At 57.7% G+C, this 18952-nt stretch carries 15 protein-coding genes; 10 read left to right on the forward strand and 5 right to left on the reverse strand.

Annotation, left to right across the window (positions count from 1 at the left end):
• Positions 1 to 30 precede the first annotated feature (30 nt).
• Entirely contained in the window at positions 31 to 1347 is a 1317-nt protein-coding gene (locus ACO07T_RS09995) for a nucleotide sugar dehydrogenase (protein ID WP_422049273.1), read from the reverse strand.
• A 157-nt stretch (positions 1348 to 1504) separates the two neighbouring features.
• Here ACO07T_RS09995 and ACO07T_RS10000 point away from each other — a divergent pair, with 157 nt between their 5' ends.
• Both ACO07T_RS10000 and ACO07T_RS10005 read left to right on the forward strand, forming a co-directional pair.
• The gene (locus ACO07T_RS10000; protein WP_422049274.1) at positions 1505 to 3979 is read left to right on the forward strand and encodes a mechanosensitive ion channel family protein; all 2475 of its coding nucleotides are present in this window, start codon (positions 1505 to 1507) and stop codon (positions 3977 to 3979) included.
• A gap of 129 nt (positions 3980 to 4108) precedes the next feature.
• Positions 4109 to 4573, forward strand: a complete 465-nt coding sequence (locus ACO07T_RS10005; protein ID WP_422049275.1) for a J domain-containing protein — start codon at positions 4109 to 4111, stop codon at positions 4571 to 4573.
• Between the two features lie 58 nt (positions 4574 to 4631).
• Here ACO07T_RS10005 and ACO07T_RS10010 read toward each other — a convergent pair whose 3' ends face one another.
• From ACO07T_RS10010 to ACO07T_RS10025, 4 genes are read right to left on the reverse strand one after another with little or no spacing between them, the layout of a single operon-like run.
• Positions 4632 to 5783 (reverse strand): ABC transporter permease, encoded by a 1152-nt coding sequence (locus ACO07T_RS10010; RefSeq protein ID WP_209058584.1) that lies wholly within the window; start codon positions 5781 to 5783, stop codon positions 4632 to 4634.
• Positions 5780 to 6808, reverse strand: a complete 1029-nt coding sequence (locus ACO07T_RS10015; RefSeq protein ID WP_422049276.1) for an ABC transporter permease — start codon at positions 6806 to 6808, stop codon at positions 5780 to 5782. Before ACO07T_RS10015 ends, ACO07T_RS10010 begins: the two co-directional genes overlap by 4 nt.
• Positions 6809 to 6817: 9 nt before the next feature.
• The gene (locus ACO07T_RS10020; protein WP_422049277.1) at positions 6818 to 8722 is read right to left on the reverse strand and encodes an ABC transporter substrate-binding protein; all 1905 of its coding nucleotides are present in this window, start codon (positions 8720 to 8722) and stop codon (positions 6818 to 6820) included.
• Positions 8715 to 10493 (reverse strand): dipeptide ABC transporter ATP-binding protein, encoded by a 1779-nt coding sequence (locus tag ACO07T_RS10025; RefSeq protein WP_422049278.1) that lies wholly within the window; start codon positions 10491 to 10493, stop codon positions 8715 to 8717. The genes ACO07T_RS10020 and ACO07T_RS10025 overlap by 8 nt, the downstream gene beginning before the upstream one ends.
• A gap of 312 nt (positions 10494 to 10805) precedes the next feature.
• Between ACO07T_RS10025 and ACO07T_RS10030 the strand changes: the two genes are divergently transcribed.
• Genes ACO07T_RS10030 through ACO07T_RS10065 form a run of 8 tightly spaced genes read left to right on the forward strand, consistent with a single transcriptional unit; the run spans position 10806 to position 18926 of the window.
• Positions 10806 to 12032: an aminotransferase class I/II-fold pyridoxal phosphate-dependent enzyme gene (locus ACO07T_RS10030; RefSeq protein ID WP_422049279.1), complete on the forward strand. Its 1227-nt coding sequence runs from the start codon at positions 10806 to 10808 to the stop codon at positions 12030 to 12032.
• 4 nt (positions 12033 to 12036) lie between these two features.
• A complete protein-coding gene (locus ACO07T_RS10035) occupies positions 12037 to 12705 on the forward strand; it encodes a DUF4833 domain-containing protein (RefSeq protein ID WP_422049280.1) in 669 nt (222 codons plus the stop codon).
• Positions 12702 to 13811 (forward strand): inositol-3-phosphate synthase, encoded by a 1110-nt coding sequence (locus ACO07T_RS10040; protein ID WP_422049281.1) that lies wholly within the window; start codon positions 12702 to 12704, stop codon positions 13809 to 13811. Before ACO07T_RS10035 ends, ACO07T_RS10040 begins: the two co-directional genes overlap by 4 nt.
• Positions 13811 to 14608, forward strand: a complete 798-nt coding sequence (locus ACO07T_RS10045) for an SDR family oxidoreductase (RefSeq protein WP_422049282.1) — start codon at positions 13811 to 13813, stop codon at positions 14606 to 14608. Before ACO07T_RS10040 ends, ACO07T_RS10045 begins: the two co-directional genes overlap by 1 nt.
• Complete coding sequence (locus ACO07T_RS10050; RefSeq protein WP_422049283.1) at positions 14605 to 15483, forward strand: phosphatidate cytidylyltransferase; 879 nt, start codon at positions 14605 to 14607, stop codon at positions 15481 to 15483. Before ACO07T_RS10045 ends, ACO07T_RS10050 begins: the two co-directional genes overlap by 4 nt.
• A gap of 40 nt (positions 15484 to 15523) precedes the next feature.
• Positions 15524 to 16660 (forward strand): LptF/LptG family permease, encoded by a 1137-nt coding sequence (locus ACO07T_RS10055; RefSeq protein ID WP_422049284.1) that lies wholly within the window; start codon positions 15524 to 15526, stop codon positions 16658 to 16660.
• A complete protein-coding gene (locus ACO07T_RS10060) occupies positions 16657 to 17805 on the forward strand; it encodes an LptF/LptG family permease (protein WP_422049285.1) in 1149 nt (382 codons plus the stop codon). Before ACO07T_RS10055 ends, ACO07T_RS10060 begins: the two co-directional genes overlap by 4 nt.
• Positions 17802 to 18926, forward strand: a complete 1125-nt coding sequence (locus tag ACO07T_RS10065) for a glycosyltransferase family 4 protein (protein ID WP_422049286.1) — start codon at positions 17802 to 17804, stop codon at positions 18924 to 18926. Before ACO07T_RS10060 ends, ACO07T_RS10065 begins: the two co-directional genes overlap by 4 nt.
• Positions 18927 to 18952: the final 26 nt, after the last annotated feature.

Consider the following 18952-nt stretch of genomic DNA (forward strand, 5'->3'; position numbering starts at 1 on the left):
CGCTTCTGACAAATCGTGCCTCACCCTTCGTTACAACCGCAAATCCGACTCGGATTTGGGCAATACGCCTTTGATATCGTAGAGCAATGCCTCAGGCTTTCCGAGGTCTCTTATTGCAGCAGCACCCATCTCTACAAATTGGCGATGCGCAACGGCCACGACAACTCCGTCATAGACGCCGCCTTCAGCCTTTTGAATGGGTGTGATGCCATATTCGGCGCTTACAGCCTCCGGATCGACCCAGGGATCCCAGACATCAACCGCGACGCTGTAGCTTTTCAGCTCGTCCACAATATCGGCCACACGGGTGTTGCGCGTGTCGGCACAGTTCTCTTTGAACGCAAGCCCCATCACCAAAACACGTGCGCCCGAGGGGTTGGTGCCTTTGGCAAGCATGCCCTTGATCATCTCCTGCGCCACATGACGCCCCATGTGATCATTGATCCGACGCCCGGCCAAGATGACCTCGGGGTGATAGCCCAATTGCTCCGCTCGGAAAGTCAGATAGTAAGGATCGACACCGATACAGTGTCCTCCCACAAGACCTGGCTTGAACGGCAGGAAGTTCCATTTGGTACCGGCAGCTTCCAGCACTTCCAGAGTATCCAAACCCATACGGGAAAAGATCAGCGAAAATTCATTCACCAGAGCGATGTTCAGATCGCGTTGCGTGTTCTCGATGACCTTTGCAGCCTCTGCCGTCTTGATCGAACTGGCCTTGTGCAACCCTGCCTTGATCACAGGCCCATAGATCGCCTCAACGCGGGCAAGCGTTTCCGCATCCTGCGCCGCCACCACTTTGACCACATTTTCCAGCGTGTGCTCAGCATCTCCCGGGTTCACACGTTCCGGCGAATAGGCAAGCTTGATCTCGCTGCCTGCTGCCAGCCCGCTGGCCTGCGCCAGCGCAGGGCCACAAACTTCTTCGGTCACGCCGGGGTACACGGTGCTTTCCAAAACGACCAAGGCATTCGCAGTCAAATACGGCGCGATGGTCGCGCAAGCGCCCAGTACCGGGCCAAGATCAGGCGCCTTTGCATCCGTGATCGGCGTCGGCACTGAAAGGATGAATGCCGTGCAGCCTTCCAAAGCATCTGGGGCGTCACTGAAAACCGCAGTGGTCTGCGCCAGTGACTCAGCCGCCACCTCGCCGTTTGGATCGCGCCCAGAAGTTAGCCCTGCAATCAGCTTGGCATTGGTGTCAAAGCCAACCACCTCAAATCCAGCGCGTGCAAGGCCCAGAGCCAAAGGCAAGCCCACATAGCCCAAGCCCAAAACAGCGATTTTTTCTGATGTGTTGAGGGTCACCTGTAACCGGTCCTTCCGCTCGCCTGCACCTTTTATCATTGGTTTCAGCCGCTAAACTGTTTGCCACCCCTTGTCACGCCAAAACGCGCTGGCTGCGTGGTTTCGCCCACACCCGCACACGTGAGATGATCTCATTTGCGTGACGCCGCCTCAAAGGCTAGACCAAAAGAAGACTGATTTGAGAGGGTTATTCGCCATGTTGCGCCAATTGTTTGCAATGATCTTCATCATTTTGCTGATGCCATTGATGGCAACAGCTCAAGCGACCTCTCTTTTGCCCAGCACCGCTCAAAGCGCCGCGCCCGAAGAAAACGCAGCCATGAGCCAACTTTTGCAGGAAGCCGCGAACACCGGCATGCAAGTCATCATCCTGCAGCCGGACGGATCAACGCAAACTGTTGGCGCGGGTACCGCGTCCAGCAGCTACGCGCAAACTTCCGGCACCTCCACTGACGGTGCCACCCTCATCATGCGCGCGCAGTCAGAAGTCGATGAAGTGCGGAGCATCTTTTTCAAGCGCTTGCAGGCCCTGCCCGCGGCCATCAACGAGGTCCGCTTTATCCTGCGCGCCTCCAGCCCCGATGGCACCATCATGGCCTTTGTCAGAACCCTTTTGTGGTCACTGGTTTTCTTGCTGCTCGGAGCCCTCGCCGAGCGCAGAATCTACGGCCCAAAAATCGCGGCCCGCTTTGTGATGCCGATGGTGCAAAAGGCACCGCAAGGCTATTCCGAAAAACTGCCCTTCCTCGTGGTGCGCTTTGTCGGCGGGGTGATTGGCGTGGCGTTTTCCATGGTTGTGGCCGCTATTCTCGGCTTCATCATCACAGCGGTCATCGGAGGTGAAGAAGACAGCGCCATCCGCTTCACGCTGATCTCGATCTTTGTGGCCTACGCCCTCAGCCGTATTGTCGCGCTGATCTGGCGCATGATCCTGTCCCCCTACCTGGACCAGTATCGTATCCCTAGCTTTTCCACGCGCGATGCAAAACGCCTGCACCGCTGGATGTTTACGCTAGGTGCTCTCAACATTTGTACCGCAGTGTTCGGGGAATGGTTGAAGCAACTTGGTCTGAACTACGATGTCTTTGCAGCCATGACGCTTATTTTGCTGAGCGTCTTTGCCATCGGCAACCTCGCGATGGTGGTTGTGAACCGCGAAGCCATATCCAATGCCATTCGCAACGGCAAAGCCTTGCCTGAAGCCAGCCTGCCCATCCGGCTGATCAGCACACTCTGGGCACCTGTTTTCCTGCTCTACGTGATCTATGGCTTCACTGAGCAGGCCTTTGACATTGTGCTGGGCAATGAGCTGTCGATTCCGCCAATCGCCGGTGCCTATATGATTTTCGCGGCCACAATTGTGGTCTATGCGACCTTCAATTTCATCATCGAGCGCTACTTTGACCGTGCCCGCAAAATCCGCGCAGCCAATGAAGCGGCGGAACGCGCCGAGGCAGAACAGGAAGCCGCCCGCTTGGCCGCCGAAGCTGCACAGGAAACCATTGACGGCATTGCAACAGAGACGGTTTCCGGTCTGGTTCTGGACGGCGACATCATGGAAAGCGAGGATGACGATGCCGAACTGCGTGCGTTTCAGGAACGCATGCAATCGAGCAGCATTCACACCTTTGAGGATCTCGCGCGCCGGATTGCGGGTATATTGGCGCTTGTTTCCGGCCTGTATGCTGCGGTCAATATTTTTGGCGCCGAAGAAATGATGGTCCAGACCAATATCTTTGATCAGACGCTGGATGTGGCCGTGATCTGCTTCATTGGCTACATCGTGTTTCATGCCTTCCGCATCTGGGTCGACACAAAAATCAAGGATGAAGGCGGCGATGCGGTAAGCGCAACGCCCGGTGATGAGGGGGGCGCAACCGGTGCCAGCCGCCTCGCAACGCTGCTTCCACTGTTCCGCAGCTTCATTCTGGTGATCATCGTGGTCTCCATCGTCCTGATCGCGCTCTTGGAAATGGGGGTGAACGTCAGCCCGCTCTTCGCCGGTGCCGGTGTTATCGGTCTTGCCGTGGGCTTTGGCGCTCAATCCCTGGTGCGGGATATCTTTTCCGGCGCTTTCTTCCTGTTTGATGACGCCTTCCGCAAAGGCGAATACATCGACATTGGCTCTGTAAAAGGCACGGTCGAAAAGATCTCTGTCCGGTCTTTCCAACTGCGCCACCACTTGGGGCCACTGCACACCATTCCCTTTGGCGAAATCCAGTATCTCACGAATTACTCCCGCGATTGGGTGATCATGAAACTCAAGCTGCGTGTCACTTACGACACCGACGTAGAGCGGGTGCGCAAGCTGGTCAAAAAGCTCGGCGTCGAATTGCTTGATGATCCGGTGATCGGCCACAACTTCATCCAGCCGCTGAAATCACAAGGCGTGATCGAGATGCAGGACAGCGCGATGATCATTCGTGTGAAATTCATGACCAAACCGGGCGATCAATGGCTGGTGCGCAAAAAGGTCTATCAGGAAATCCGCGAGCTCTTTGCGCGCGAAGGCATCAAATTTGCCCACCGCGAAGTCACGGTGCGGATTGCCGATGATGACAAAGGCGAAGAGCTTAGCCCCAAACAACGTGACGCCGTTGTGGGCGCAGTAGAAGCAGCCATTGACGAGGATGCGCTGGAAGAGGCCTCTGGCGGCGGGGATGACCGCTGATAGCGCCCATGAGCCAGCACCCCACGATTAACCATTTGCCCCGTCTGCGCTTTTAAACAAAGGGTAAATGCGCTAGAAAAATGGTGGGATTTGTTGCGGACCATGGGATCGGTCCGCGAAGGGGGTGGAATGTCGCCTGAGATTGAGCACGCGTATGAGCTGTTGGAAGTGACTCCGGATGTCTCTGACAAGGAGATGCGCTCCGCATGGCGCAAACTTGTCAGACGCTACCATCCGGACCTCGCCAAAGACGACCCTGAAGAAGCCAGCCAACGCATGGCTGACATCAACGCAGCCTTTGACGCGCTAGCCTATCACCGCGCGAAGACTGAAGCGGAAGAGATGCCCCAAGAAACGGGCAAAAAGAAAGAAAAGGCACGTCGTTCAGCCAAGTCCAAACCACGCGCGCAAACCAATACCAAACGTGAAAAAGCGGAAGAACCGCAACCCGAACCTGAAGCGCCTCAGGAACCTGAGACCAAGTGGAATAGCGAAGAGCAGACTCTGGTGAATGCAGCCTCTTCTCTCTTTGAAGAAACCCGTCGCAAGCTGAGCGCAGCCGCCCGGCGACCACTCTTTTCCGTCTGCCACTAGAGCTGTCTCGACTTAGTCCAAAACGCTGAGGGTGGTCCGGTACCACCCTCTTTCAGTTTTAACTTCGGTTCGGGTCCATGGCGTCCCGCAAACCATCACCAAAGAAGTTGAACGCCAAAACCACAATCACGATTGGCAGCATCGGAATCGCCGTCCAGGGATAGATCTCAATCGACGCAAGGTTCTGCGCATCGTTCAGCATAACACCCCAGCTCACCGCTGGCGCGCGCAGCCCCAGCCCCAAGAAGCTCAGCGCCGTTTCCCCCAAAATCATCGCCGGGATCGAGAGCGTCGCACTTGCGATCAGGTGGCTGAGGAAGTTGGGCAAAAGGTGCTTTTTGATCACCCGGCTTGGCTTCGCTCCCATCATTTCAGCGGCTTTCACAAACTCTTCTTCACGCAGGCTCAAGAATTTGGAGCGCACAGCACGGGCCAATCCCGGCCAGTCGAGAATACCAAGGATGATCGAGATGATGAAAAACACCGCCACAGGCCCCCAGTGAGAGGGCACAGCCGCTGACAGCGCGAGCCAGAGGGGCAGCTCTGGAAGGCTACGCAATACTTCAATCACGCGGTTGATGAACCAATCCAGAAAGCCGCCAAAATAGCCAGCGATCGACCCCAGAATGATCCCGATCACAAAGGAAACGGTGATACCCACAAGCCCGACAGTCAAGGAAAGCTGCGCGCCGTATAGGATACGTGAAAACACATCGCGCCCCAATCGATCCGCACCAAAGAGGAACAGGGTTGCTCCCTCAGGAGCGCAGAAGAAATGCGTGTTGGCCGGAATGAACCCTGCGAGCTTGTAGTCAGCCCCTTCGCAGAAGAACTCCAGCATCATTGGTGTGTCGGTATCCGGCACATATTTCCAACTGAAGCTCTCCAGATCCATTTCCGCCGTGGTCGGATAAACATGCGGGCCTATGAAGCGGCCGTCATGAATGAAATGCATCCGCTGCGGAGGGGCGTAGATGTAATCTTCCAAACGCTCGTTGGGCCCATAAGGCGCAATGAAGCCAGCAAAAGGCAGCGACAGATAGGCAAGAAGCAGAAAGATCGCTGAGATCAAGCCAAGCTTATGTTGTTTAAAACGCAGCCACAGCAACCGCGCGTTCGACATGTCCAACTCGGCGCTGCGCGCCTCTGCAGCCGCTTCCGGATTATACGGAGCCTGATCGACAAAACGTCCGTCTGGCTGAATGCTCATCGGTCCCGCCCTCCAAATCGAATGCGCGGATCAAGCAGCGCGAGCAAGAGATCAGACACCAGCGTGCCAATCAGCGTAAGAAGCGCCACAAACATCAACACAAAAGCAGACAGGAACAAATCCTGCGACTTAAGCGCTGAAAGCAGCAGCGGCCCGATGGTTTGCAATCCCAAAACCACAGACACCAGAACCGAGCCAGAGACCAGTGACGGCAAAAGCGTGCCGATGTCGGCCACAAACGGGTTAAAAGCCACGCGCAGGGGATATTTGGTGAGCATGCGCGGCTCACTCATACCTTTGGCCCGCGCGGTTTCCACATAGGGCTTGCCAAGTTCATCGAGCAGGTTCGCGCGCAACCGCTGCATCATCGCCGCGGCACCGGAGGTGCCGATCACAAAGGTTGGAATGATCAAGTGGACCAGCACCGATTTCATCTTTTCAAAGCTCATCGGTTCACCTTCAAACTGCGGATCCATCAGCCCGCCAATCGGCAGGTTGAGATAGCGGTTGCCGTAGTAAAACAGGATCAGCGCCAGCAAGAAGTTCGGCGTCGCGAGACCAAGATAGCCAATGAACGCAGAGGTATAGTCAATCCAGGTTTTGGATTTCGCCGCTGCCAAAACGCCCAGCGGCAGCGCCACAGCATAGATGAAAAGCACCGCAGCCAGATTGACCAGCACCGTCATCCAAAGCGCGCCGCCGACCAGATCAGCCACCGGCTTGTCGAACTCAAAGGACCAGCCAAACTCGCCCTGCAACAGCCCCGCAAAACCATGCGGCCCCTGCAGGAACCCCGCCCAGATCAGATATTGCTTCCACAAAGGCTGATCGAGCGAGTACTCCTGCCGAAGAAACTCCGCTTTGGCGATCCCGTTGGATTGCCCGGTCGCGCGCAGCTCGTTGATTTGGTTGGACAGGTAGTCCCCCGGCGGCAGGTTGATGATGACAAACACCAAAACCGACACCACCAGAAGTGTCGCTAGCATGGTCAGAAACCGGAAAACCGCGAACCGCAGCAGAGCCATTCCTTGCTCCTATTCCGCAAAGAAGAATTCATCGGGGCGATGCACCCCGAAATGGGCACCAGGAGACCAAGCCCAAATGGCTTTCTCCGGCACATTGCGCAAGCGATTGGATACAACAACCGGCTGTGGCGCGCCGTTCAACAGGCCAATGGCAAAAACATTGTCAGCATGAATGTCCACCATACGCTGCCAGATCACAGCGCGATCCACCGACGTGTAGGCCTGTGTCCACTGATGCGCGAGATCGTTCAGTTCAATCGCGGCTGGAAGATCAGGGGCCTCACCAACTTCTCCATGTGTCTGATGGTACTGCCCCCACTTTGGCCAAGAGAGGAATGCCTGATCCCACGGCGCAAGATAGCCCGGTGAAGTGTAGGGCTGAGGCAGCCCGTTGTCCCAGCCAAACCAAGTGGAGGCCATGGTTTCTCCGGCGTAGACCCGATTGCGCAAAATATCGCGTTCCAGGGGGCGCATGATCAGCTTCACGCCAATCTCCGCCCAATTGTCGGTGATAATCTGCAGCGCGTTTTCGACTTCTTGACGCTCGCCTGCTGTCTCGATCACCACCCATACGGGGCGGCCATCGGGCAGCGTGCGATATCCTTCTTTGGTGCGCTTATCGAGGCCCATCTCATCCAGCAGCGCATTGGCCTGATCCAGATTACGAATGGCCCACGCATCGCGGTTCTTCTCTTTGAAGAAAGGACTCACCGGCAAAACCGTCATGCCACCCTGTTTGGCCAAGCCAAAGTAAAGGCCGCGGTTGATGATCTTGCGATTGATTGCCAGAGACAGCGCCCGACGGAAACGCACATCGCGCAGCGTCTCCCGCCAGCCCTCATCGTTGTAGTTCAGGTTGGGATAGATCGCGATCTGACTGGCCGTGCCATTGCCCCACAACATGGTGCTGTAGTTGCCTTGCGCCTCACCCTTTTTCAGGATCGCAGTGTCTTTGAAGTCCAATCCCCGCGCCTGCAGATCCACTTCGCCTGCATTGGCTTTTGCCGCAACAAGACCCGGCGCAACCACCTGCATCTCAACAACATCAATGTAGGGCAACTGCACCCCATTACTGTCGATCCGGTGATAGAAGGGATTGCGGACAAACAGGAACCGGCTTTTGCCGTCTTTCGTCGCCAAGATCCAAGGCTGCAACGTAGGCAGATCCGGATTGTCGAACTTATACATATTGTCCTGACGATTGTGCAGCGCGGCCCAGCTACGCACACGCGCCTCATACAGCCGCTCACTCAGCTCTTCTTCATCCGTATAGTCCGCATGGAACGGCTTCATGAAATGCGCGGGGCGGTAGATGAACGGCGGGCGCGCCTCAGCCAGCATCTGCAAAAACTGCGGGTTGGGCTTGCTCCACTCATAGATAACCGTATGTGCATCCGGGAAGCTGACCTTTGGCAGCTCTCCTTCAACTCTCAAGAAATCGACGGGACCTGAGGGGGACAGCAACGGATTGTTTGCAACATCCTCCCACCAGTAGCGGAAGTCCTCAGATGTAAACGGATGACCGTCCGACCACTTGTGGCCGGGGCGTAGGCGCATGGTGAATTTCTTGTCGTCCTCATTGTCGAGACCCGCAAGAATATCGGGGACCAACTCATACCGTTCGTTGTAGCCCACAAGCCGCGCATAGCCGTACACAACCATCTGCCGAACATCTTTGGAGCGCGTGACCATGGTGCGCAAAGTGCCACCCTGTTTTCCGAACTCCCGGTTGCGCAGAGACAGATCTACGGTCTTTGGCGCCTCTGGCACACGTTCTGCAACCGGCGGCAAATTTCCGGCAGAAACATCTGATTGCCAAAAACCGCTTTCCTGAAGCTCCATCGCCGAGACAGCGTGGACACCTAGCAACGAACAGGCCGCAAAGAGGCAGGCAATGATCAGTCTTTTAGGCATGGTAACGCACCTTGTGTCCTGGCTCGGTCTCTCGCAACGGCGGCGCATTCACACCGTCAAAGCGGAAAGCATCGGGCCAACTGGAAGGCGCGCCTGCCCCCTGTGCCACGATCTTGAGGTTGATGGGGCGCGCAATATCTGGCTCAGGCTGAGCCGCAATGAGCGCCTTGGTGTAGGGGTGTTGCGGATTATAGAAGAGTTGTTCTGGCGGACCTTGCTCGACCACAAGCCCTGCGCGCATAACCGCGACTTCATCCGCAATCCGCGCCACAACAGCAAGGTCATGGCTAATAAAGAGGTAGCTGAGGTTGAGACGGTCTCTAATGTCTTCAAGCAGGCGCAGCACCTGCTCCTGAACAGAAACATCCAGTGCTGATGTCGGCTCATCACATACCAAAAACGTCGGCCCAAGCATCAACGCCCGAGCAATTGAGAGACGCTGGCGTTGCCCGCCGGAGAAGGCATGTGGAAAGCGTGTGAGCATGTTTTCATTCAGCCCAACCCAGCGCAGAATTTCCACGGCACGATCAACACGCTCTGACGGAGATCCAATGTTGTGAATCTCCAGAGGTTCACAAAGCGCATCTTTCACCCGCATACGCGGATTAAGCGTGCTGTAGGGGTCCTGAAACACCATCTGAGCCTTGCGCTGAAACGCCAAACGTTCCGCGCGGTTCAGATCCTGAAGGTTGACCGGCTCAGCGCCGGGCTCTGCGCGAAACAGGATTGAGGCCCCGCTATCCGCACGTTCCGCACCGAGCGCCATACGCGCACATGTTGTTTTACCGGATCCGGATTCACCCACTACCGCCAGTGTTTTGCCGCGCTCCACCCCAAAGTCCACACCTCGCACGGCGTTCACCACGGATTTGGCACCCCAAGGCGAGGAGGCTTTGAGCTCATAGGTTTTATTCACGTCCCGCATCTCTAGGATGTAGTCGCGCTCCTCTTCATCAGGACGATCTGCTGGCGTGGCCGGAATTTCTGGTGCCGCTGCCATCAAGTCTTTCGTGTAAGGATGATGCGGATCGCGAAGGATCAGAGGGGCTGGCCCCGCCTCCATGACGCGGCCACGGTTCATCACCACCACATCGTCCGCCATATTGGCCACCACGCCAAGGTCATGGGTCACCAAAATCACTCCCATGCCGGTCTCGGCCTGAAGATCCTTGATCAGCCCCAAAACCTGCGCCTGCGTTGTCACATCAAGCGCGGTTGTCGGCTCGTCCGCAATCAGCAGATCAGGCCGCCCAACCATCGCCATCGCAATCATAGCACGTTGGCGCATCCCACCTGAGAGCTCAAACGGATAGGAATTGTAGACGCGCTCAGGGCTTGGGAAGCCAACGCGTTCAAACTTCTCAAGAACCAGTTTCTTGCGCTTGGCAGCGTCAAAATCATGATGCAGCTTCAGCGCTTCAGAAACCTGGTTGCCAATCCGGTGCAGCGGGGACAGCGAGCGCATCGGCTCCTGAAAAATCATCGAAATCCGATTGCCGCGAATGCTGCGCATCTTGCGTTCGCTCAAATTGGTGATGTCGATCGGCGCATCTCCGCCACGTGCCGCAAACTCGATCTGACCACCGCGCAACTGGGCCGCCGCAGGCAAAATCCGCAAAGCCGCGCGACAGCTCAAGGTCTTCCCCGACCCGCTTTCTCCGACCAGCGCGAGGGTCTTTCCGGCGGCGACTGAAAAACTGACGTCATCCACCACAGGTTTGGCTTTTTCAAAGCCAATTGTAAGATTTCGCACAGTTAATAGTGCTGTCAAAGCAATAGTCCCCTGCCACGCTCTTTTTAATCCACCTTGCGGCGGCGTGTTCTGGTTCATCTGAACATGATTATTCTTGTCGGAGCAAGCATCTAGAAACAGCTTCTGTTCACGATCTGCCCAAATGGCGTTCACCAAGCCACACAAGCGCAAAAGCAATGCGCCCAAAGAATTCTGCCCTTGCATTGTGCTGGACCGGATGCCACGAAGCGGTCATATTGCAATTTCGTGACCAACCCATCGCGGAGGCCGCGTTGTTGGATCACTTTTGAATTCTAAAAAATAAGCGCAGCGCAGGCTGCGGAGACTTGGATGAAAACCAAAAACACCAGCTTTCTCACTTTTGCTGAACGCCGTTTTCGCCTGAGCGGCCGCGCATTGATCGAAAACGGCCATCCCTATTTTGTTCCGACCGATGATCTGGAAGCAAAGGCAGAACAATGGCCACATGGTTTCCTGTCCATGTCGCACTATGACTACCTCGGCCTTATGCATCATCCGGAAACGACAGGTGCTGCCAAAGAGGCCATTGATGCGCAGGGCACAGGTGTGGGCGCCTCCCGTCTTGTAGGCGGTGAACGGCTCGCCCATCGTGCGCTTGAAAACGACATGGCCGAATTCCTCGGTGTCGGTGGCGTGCTTTCGGTGATCTCGGGCTACCTCACCAATGTCTCCGTGATTGGCCTCCTGCTTGGCCCGCGCGACCTCGTGATTGTCGATGAACTTGCTCACAATTCCATCATCATGGGCGCACGCGGCACAAAAGCGCGCTTTGAGACCTATGCGCACAATGATCTGGATGATCTGGAGAGCATTCTGCGCGAAAACCGCGCCGAGCACGGGCGTGTGCTGATTGGCACCGATGGGCTGTTCTCCATGGACGGTGACATCACCGACCTCCCCCGTCTGCTGGATATGAAAGACGCCTATGACGCGTGGCTTTTGCTGGACGAAGCTCATTCCTATGGCGTTCTCGGTGAAACCGGCCGCGGTCTTTGCGAACACTTCGGCGAAGACCCCAACCGAGTTGAAATCGCTATTGGAACACTGTCCAAAAGCTTCGCTTCCTCTGGCGGTTTCATCGCCGCAAATGCCGACGTCATTGAATGGATGCGGTTCTGTCTTCCGGGCTTTGTCTACTCCGTAGGCCTGCCTCCGGCGACGGTTGCCAGCGCTCACGCAGCGCTCAACCTCCTTAAGGATGAGCCAAGCCGTGTTGCCAAGCTGCGCGCCAACTCGCGACGCTTCCTCACCAAGGCGGCCGAAGCAGGCCTGGATACCGGCACCGCCATCGGTGAAGCGGTTGTTCCGATCCTGTTTGAAACGCCCGAAGACTGCGTTTTTGTCGCCGAAGCCCTGATGCAACAAGGTATCTATGCGCCGCCCGTGGTGCATGTGGGCGTGCCCAAAGACATGCCACGCATCCGGTTCTTCATCTCCGCCGCCCATAGCGAAGCCGATCTGGATCGCGTGATCGATGCGGTCGCGAAGGCCTCTGAGGCTGCAGCAGCTTTGCGGCAACGTATGAGCGCGGAATAATCCCATGCACCTGACTGCTCACACGGGCTTTCAGGGCACTTCCCTGACGCATCGCAACGGGTCGACCTTTGCGATGGCGTTGGCATTTTTTGCCGCCTTCTACCTGACACTGCAGGCCACCGCCGCCAACGCAAAGCCGCACCTCGCGCTCACCTCTTCAGAGCAAAGCGACGTCTTGCCATTGGCCAATCCGGACTTCCCGCATCCTGATGAGCCCGGCCAGCTGTTCTTTTTGCAACGCAATATGAACGCCAACACCGTGGTCTACAGCGCGCGTTTTGACGACGCCGGCAGCCTGATTGACAAGTCACCCGTGTCAGTCTTCTGGCGCCGTTATGCCGATGAGGGCCAGACCATGGCGCTGCGCTGGTATGAGCGCGTGTTTGGCTTTGGCGTGCGCCTGAAATCGCACGCTTCCGCCACATCGCGCACTCTGGCCTTCAATGCACTGAAATCTCAAAAGCTGGAACTGCGCCAGATTGCACCTTTCAAAGCAGCCCTGTTTACAGAACAGGACGGCCGCGAATACCAGCTGATTTATGGCTATCTCGATGTTGACGAAAGTGGGCTCTTGCCCAAAGTCACCCGTCTGCGTCTTTATACAACCGACCCCCAAACGGGGCTCTATGTGACCCACACTATTGCCGTTTCCGGTGGAGCTTTCAACGAATGACAAAATCCCCTTCTTCTCCGATCCGCACAGTGATTGTTGGTGTTGGCAACTGTGCCAGCTCGCTGATCCAAGGTGTCTCCTACTGCCGCGCTCTTGGCGATGAGGCCGTTGGCGTAAGCTTCCCGGACCTGGCAGGCTATACGCCTGCGGATGTTGAACTGGTCGCCGGCTTTGACGTGGACAGCCGCAAGGTTGGCAAAACGCTGGGCGAAGCGGCCTTTGCTGCCCCCAACTGCACAGAGCAGTTCCACACCGATCTGGCAGAGCAAACCGGCCCCGTCCTGCGCGGCCCCGATCTCGATGGAGTGGCTGCTCACATGTTGGCCAACCCAGAAGATCGCAGCTTCCGCCTGTCCTCAGATGACGCGCTCAACAAGGAAGAGATCGTCGCCAAGCTGAAAGAGCTTGAAGCGGAAATCATGATCATCTTCCTCCCCGTCGGCTCTCAGAAAGCGGTTGAGTTCTATGTAGAGTGCGCGCTTGCAGCAGGCGTGGCCGTTGTGAACGGCATCCCAGTCTTTATTGCGTCTCATCCGGTATGGGCGGACAAATTCCGCGCTGCAGGCATCCCGATCCTTGGCGATGATTTCAAAGCGCAAATGGGTGCAACCGTACTGCACCGTACGCTTGCCAATCTGGCAGAAATGCGCGGCGTGGAAATCGATCGCACCTATCAGCTCAACGTGGGTGGCAACACCGACTTCCTGAACATGAGCGAGAACGCTCGTCTGGCCAACAAGCGGGAAAGCAAGACCGAGGCGGTGCAATCCGCGATGGAAGAGCGCCTGCACGAAAATGACATCCGCATCGGCCCCTCAGATTATGTGCCATGGCTGAACGACCGTAAGGTTGCCTATGTGCGCCTTGAAGGCCGTCTCTTTGGGGGCGCGCGCACCAACATCGAAGTGCGTTTAGATGTGGAAGACAGCCCGAATGCCGCCGCCGAAGCGCTGGTGGCGATCCGTCTGGCACGCATCGCACGTGATCGTGGCCTGACCGGCCCCATCACCGAAGCAAGCGCCTTCCTGTTCAAGCATCCGCCAGAACAGATCGAAGACACCGACGCGCATGACGTGGTGTTGCGGTTCGTCAATGAGGCCAGCTGATGCGTGCCGCCTTCATTACAGGCGGCTCCAGCGGCATCGGGTTTGCCGCGGCGATGCAGCTTGCGGTGAAGGGGCACGACCTCGCACTGTTTGCGCGTGACGCCAGCCGATTGCTGGCCGCGCGCGACGCCCTGTTGCAGGCAGCGCCCGACATAAATGTGGAGACCTATGCCGTCGACGTCGCCAATGAGATCGCGCTGGCAGAGGCGCTTTCCGATGCTGTCCTCAAGCTGGGTGCTCCTGAAATGGCCATCGCCAGCGCGGGCATCGCCCAGCCGGGGCTCTTTCACGCGCAAAGCGCAGACCTCCACCGCAGACATATGGACGTGAACTACTTTGGCACGCTCACTTTTGTTCAAGCGTTGTCCAAACCGATGCAGGACGCAGGTGGCGGGCACATCGGCCTGATCTCCTCCGGCGCGGCATTCTTTGGCATCTATGGCTATGGCGCCTATGCTCCGTCCAAATTTGCCCTGCGCGGATTAGCGGAGATTTTGCATCTCGAACTAGCTCCTGCCAATATCACCACAACGGTGATCTATCCGCCTGACACCGATACGCCTCAGCTGATCGAAGAGAAACGCACCAAGCCCATGGCCACCCAGAAGATCACCGAAGGGGGAGGCCTCTGGCAGCCTGAAGACATCGCCTCGCGCCTTATTGCTGGCATGAAAGCGGGCCACGCCACGGTTGCACCGGGCTTTCAGATGGCCGCGCTCAACCGCCTTGGCAGCCTGATTGCTCCGCTGCTGCGCTGGCACCAAAAACGTATCATTTCCCAGCACGGCAACCAATGACCACGCCCACTGTCCAAGACATTGCCATGGCCGCAGCGGTCATCATCGGCGCGGGATTTGTCATGCTGCTTTTGCTGGCATTGATCCCAAACATCCGCCGCAAAAGCCTCGACCTTGTCGTCACTCTGCTGAGTGCCACCCTCATCCTGATCTGTCTGCTCGCGCTCTTCCTTCTGGGGCCGCAGGCTCTGATCGCTGGTTTGACACTCGCCGCTGCCCGGATCGGCTACGAGGTCGCCACGTTGCGTCTTGCAAAAGAAACTCACGTGATTCTGGCGGCTCTTGCTGCCGCTGGTCTCACTGTGATCAGCGCGCTGTTTACCCCGGTCGCGATCGCATGCGCTGGCCTGTGGTTCCTGCTGTTCGCCCGCCAACTGGCAGCCCGCGGAACATCGTCCAACGCCGCTGTTGATGTGCTTCTATTTCCCATACTGCCCATGGCGCTGCTGGCATATGGCGCTGCACACCCGGAACTCACAGCGCTGATGTTGGCTGCCTACGTTCTGGTTGAGATTTTTGACAGTTTCGCCCTCCTTATTGGCAGCCTTCTGGGGCGCACCAAAGCCTTCCCGATCCTCAGCCCCAACAAAACCATCGAGGGCCTCGCCGGTGGCGCAATGGCACTTGTGATCGCACTTGTTGTGGCCGCAACGATCTGGGGCTTTTCCCCGCTCAAAGCCGCCGCCACCGCGCTTTTGGTCGGCGCGCTCGCCGTAGCCGGAGATCTCACCGCCTCACGACACAAGCGCATCGCTGGCGTGAAGGACTATCCCCGCGTCCTTGCGCGCCAAGGCGGACTTCTGGACAGTCTGGACAGCTGGATTGCCGCGAGCGCTGGCCTTGTGGCGGTTCACTTCCTCACCGCATTGTGGTGAGCATCTTGCCAGCGGCGCGACACATGGTGACACTCCGCCCATGAGCCGATTGGGAACCTTCCTGCGCCTTCCGGTGCTGCGTGTGCTGGGCAAACCGCTTTTGCTGCGGCTTTTGCTTCTGTTGCTCGTGATCGAGGCGATCTTTCTTGCTGAAAGCTTCACCACATTGATGGAACACGCCCTACGCCTGGGTGGCGGCCCTGTGGATGTAGCACATCTTTTGGGCTTCAAGGTTCCGGAAATCCTCGACCTCGCGCTTGCCATGAGCCTGTTGATCGCCACGTATTTTGCCACGCAGGATGCCCGCAACCGGGGCGAATTGATGATCCTAGCAACCGCCGGTGTGCATTGGGGGCGGGTGGTGAGTTTTGTGCTGGTCTTTGGCCTCATCGGCGGCACGCTCAGCTTTGCCAACGCAGGCCTGATCCTGCCCAGCGCCAAATTTGGCGAGCGCTTGGCGCTGATTGAGCTGCAAAAAGACTTTGTCCTCACCCGTATTCAGGAAGGCGGCAAGGAAACCACCCTGCAAACCCTGCGCGACACGACCTTTATTGCCAACCCACCAGCCACGACGTCTGAGCGTACCGAGGAACGAGGCCATCTGTTTGTGTTTCAACCCGACATCAACGGAGGTTGGCGTGCAGCAAACTCAGAGAACTGGCACGTCACCGATCCGGAAGTCTCCGACACCCATAAAATCCAGCTGCAACAGCTCAACGTGCTCGAAGGTCCCTACCCGTCAGCAGATCTGACACCCAGACCGCTCAACAGCTTCGCTACCAAATCCGCGGATTTTGCATTCTCCATGTCCGATGCGCTGCCGGAAACCGACACAGAACGCAGTGCGGCTGAACGGCTTCTCAGCCTGTCAGACAGCGAAACCAGTCAGATCACCCGCCTGTTGTCGCGCGCGCTTATGGTGCCCATGGCTGGGCTGCTGGCCTTGGCGGCACTGGTGGCAGGCGGTGGTGGACCACTGCGATTTGCCGCCCTGCCAATGGCCGCGCTCATCATGATGAGCAGCGATGTCGCCAGCGGCGCGATCCTCTCTGGGCTCGCATCCAGCCTGCCTACATTTCTGATCTGTGCAGCCGCAGCCCTGCTCTATCTTGGGCCACCGCTAGCATTTCTGATCTGGCGGGGAGAAGCCCTCATGAAACCGGAGGTGCGCCGATGATTGGTCGCCGGCACACCGGGCTAGCGGTACGCGCCATGGTGCGCGGGGACCTCGCTGCCATCGGCTTCATGATGTTCACCCTGCTTGTGGTGGCCTTGGCCATTGATCTCGCGAAATGGCTTGGCTCTGTTCAGACGCAGGCCGCAGCCACTGATGCCCCACTTTGGTCGGTCCTGTTTCCCTATATTGGCTACCGCAGCGTCGACATCATCACCCGTCTGCTCACCATGGCATGCCTTGCGGGCGGCTTTGTCGTCACATTGCTGCGCCACCAACGACAGGACGACGTGATCCTCGCCGCCTCCGGTGCTGGACCAAGCTTCCGCATCACCGCGCTGCTGATTTCCGGCTTGCTGCTGGGTCTTGTTCAAATGGCTGGAGAAAACTGGCTGCGACCAGAAGCAGTGTCCCGACAGGTGGCCGCCAATCTTGGCGACTATGGCAAGCGTTACCACTACAATGAGTTGGGCACCCAATGGGTGGTCTCGGACAATCGCGCGCTGCGGGCCACGTTCACCCGGGGCGACGCCGCCCACCTGAGCGACGTGATGCTGTTTGAGGGATTGTCAGAGCCAGAACTCAGCCACGTTCTTCACGCCCAAGCCGCGCGCTCCAGCTTTCGTGAAGGAATTTGGACCTTTGAGCAGGTCACTTACTGGGACGTCAAAAACGCCGCTACCCCCAAATTGGAACAGCGCCTTGATATGCCCTTTGAGCTGGCCCCCGAAACCGTCCGCTGGTTCGGGGTGGATGCCTACTATCTCCCCAACACCTCCCTGCGCGCCATCGCTTCAGCACCAGAAAGCCCGGCGGCCTCTGATGCCGCTACCGCTCTTGCGGTGCGCAAAGTTGCGATTTTTCTGCCCGCGATCTTCGCTTTGCTTGGCGTGAGTTTGGCCGGTCAGGGCGCGGTCGGGCGCCGCCTGTCGCCCTTCCTGCTTCTGGCGCTCGCGGCCGTGGGCTATCTCTCCGTGGTTTCGGTCAAAGTCTTCTGGGCGCTCGGCATTCACGGTGTCTTGCACCCGATGCTTGCCGCCTCTCTGCCCGCCGCCTTCGCGCTTGGTCTCGCCATACTCCTCCAACTTCGGCTCGCTGGTTACTTGCCCACAGTCCGTTTCAAGAACTCCCCTAAGGTCGCGTCATGAAAATTGTGCAGCTCACCCCCTACGCGATGGATCGCCCCGGCGGAGTGCAATCCCACGTGCGCGACCTTTCCGCTTGGTTGCGGAGCCAAGACCATGAGGTGCGCATTGTCGCCCCCCCCGGCCAACCAAATCATGCGGAAGAAGGCCTGATGACAGTTGGCACCGCCCGGCCCTTCGCAATCCATGGCACCGCCTTTGAGGTCAGCCGCGCCACCCGCCTCCAACGCGCACAGGCTGTTGCAGAGCTGCGGGGCTGGGGCGCTGAAGTCGTGCATATGCACACCCCTTGGACTCCGCTTCTGCCTTGGCAGATGTGGCGCGCACTGAAACTGCCCGCCATCGCCACGTTCCATGCAACCCTGCCTGAAAATGAAAGCTTTGATCCTATGTCCTGGGCGCTGCGGCGCGTGGGGCGTTATTTCAACCGCCGGATCAACCGCATCGTTGTGCCGTCCGAGGCTCCCTACGCGCAATGGAAAGCCGACAAAGCAAACCCGCTGCCGTTGATCTTGCCACCCGCCATAGATCTCTCTTCTTGGCGCGCAGCCGCAGAGGCAACCAATCCCTCTGAAACATTTCGGGTTGTCTACATGGGTCGCCTTGAGGCGCGCAAAGGTGTTTCCGTCCTGCTTCAGGCCTGGCGGGAGTTGCAAAACCAACTGCCCAATGCTGAGTTAATCATCGCCGGCGCCGGAGATGAAGAAGACAGCCTGCGCGCCTATGCGCAACAGCACCACCTACACAACTTGTCGTTCCAACCTGCCCCCAACAATGCCGAGGCCCGCGCTCTGATTGCCAGCGCTGATATCTTCGCGGCACCTGCCTTGCACGGAGAGAGCTTTGGACTTGTGTTGATTGAGGCCATGGCCGCTGGCGCGCTCCCTGTCGCCGCGAATAACGAAGGCTTCCGCACCGTTATGACCGGCCGGGGCAAAGACCTTCTCGTGCCACCCGGAGATGCCCAAGCGCTCGCTGATAAGATCAAAACACTGGCCACCGATGCCCCCAAGCGCGCGACACTTCAGAGCTGGGCAGCAGATCACGCACATCGTTTTGACGTTGATACTGTCGGGCAAGATTACATCACGCTCCTCCAAGACGCTCTGCAACAGCGCAGCTGACGCAACCTGAACTTGCCAAGCATTCC

The sequence above is a fragment of the Shimia sp. genome, from assembly GCF_965227725.1.
Classification (GTDB): domain Bacteria; phylum Pseudomonadota; class Alphaproteobacteria; order Rhodobacterales; family Rhodobacteraceae; genus Shimia.

What these genes read in the sequence shown, in the direction of transcription:
- ACO07T_RS09995 (WP_422049273.1), bottom strand. Translation starts at nt 1,347, where the DNA reads ATGATAAAAGGTGCAGGCGAGCGGAAGGACCGGTTACAGGTGACCCTC.
- ACO07T_RS10000 (WP_422049274.1), top strand. Translation starts at nt 1,505, where the DNA reads ATGTTGCGCCAATTGTTTGCAATGATCTTCATCATTTTGCTGATGCCA.
- ACO07T_RS10005 (WP_422049275.1), top strand. Translation starts at nt 4,109, where the DNA reads ATGTCGCCTGAGATTGAGCACGCGTATGAGCTGTTGGAAGTGACTCCG.
- ACO07T_RS10010 (WP_209058584.1), bottom strand. Translation starts at nt 5,783, where the DNA reads ATGAGCATTCAGCCAGACGGACGTTTTGTCGATCAGGCTCCGTATAAT.
- ACO07T_RS10015 (WP_422049276.1), bottom strand. Translation starts at nt 6,808, where the DNA reads ATGGCTCTGCTGCGGTTCGCGGTTTTCCGGTTTCTGACCATGCTAGCG.
- ACO07T_RS10020 (WP_422049277.1), bottom strand. Translation starts at nt 8,722, where the DNA reads ATGCCTAAAAGACTGATCATTGCCTGCCTCTTTGCGGCCTGTTCGTTG.
- ACO07T_RS10030 (WP_422049279.1), top strand. Translation starts at nt 10,806, where the DNA reads ATGAAAACCAAAAACACCAGCTTTCTCACTTTTGCTGAACGCCGTTTT.
- ACO07T_RS10035 (WP_422049280.1), top strand. Translation starts at nt 12,037, where the DNA reads ATGCACCTGACTGCTCACACGGGCTTTCAGGGCACTTCCCTGACGCAT.
- ACO07T_RS10040 (WP_422049281.1), top strand. Translation starts at nt 12,702, where the DNA reads ATGACAAAATCCCCTTCTTCTCCGATCCGCACAGTGATTGTTGGTGTT.
- ACO07T_RS10045 (WP_422049282.1), top strand. Translation starts at nt 13,811, where the DNA reads ATGCGTGCCGCCTTCATTACAGGCGGCTCCAGCGGCATCGGGTTTGCC.
- ACO07T_RS10050 (WP_422049283.1), top strand. Translation starts at nt 14,605, where the DNA reads ATGACCACGCCCACTGTCCAAGACATTGCCATGGCCGCAGCGGTCATC.
- ACO07T_RS10055 (WP_422049284.1), top strand. Translation starts at nt 15,524, where the DNA reads ATGAGCCGATTGGGAACCTTCCTGCGCCTTCCGGTGCTGCGTGTGCTG.
- ACO07T_RS10060 (WP_422049285.1), top strand. Translation starts at nt 16,657, where the DNA reads ATGATTGGTCGCCGGCACACCGGGCTAGCGGTACGCGCCATGGTGCGC.
- ACO07T_RS10065 (WP_422049286.1), top strand. Translation starts at nt 17,802, where the DNA reads ATGAAAATTGTGCAGCTCACCCCCTACGCGATGGATCGCCCCGGCGGA.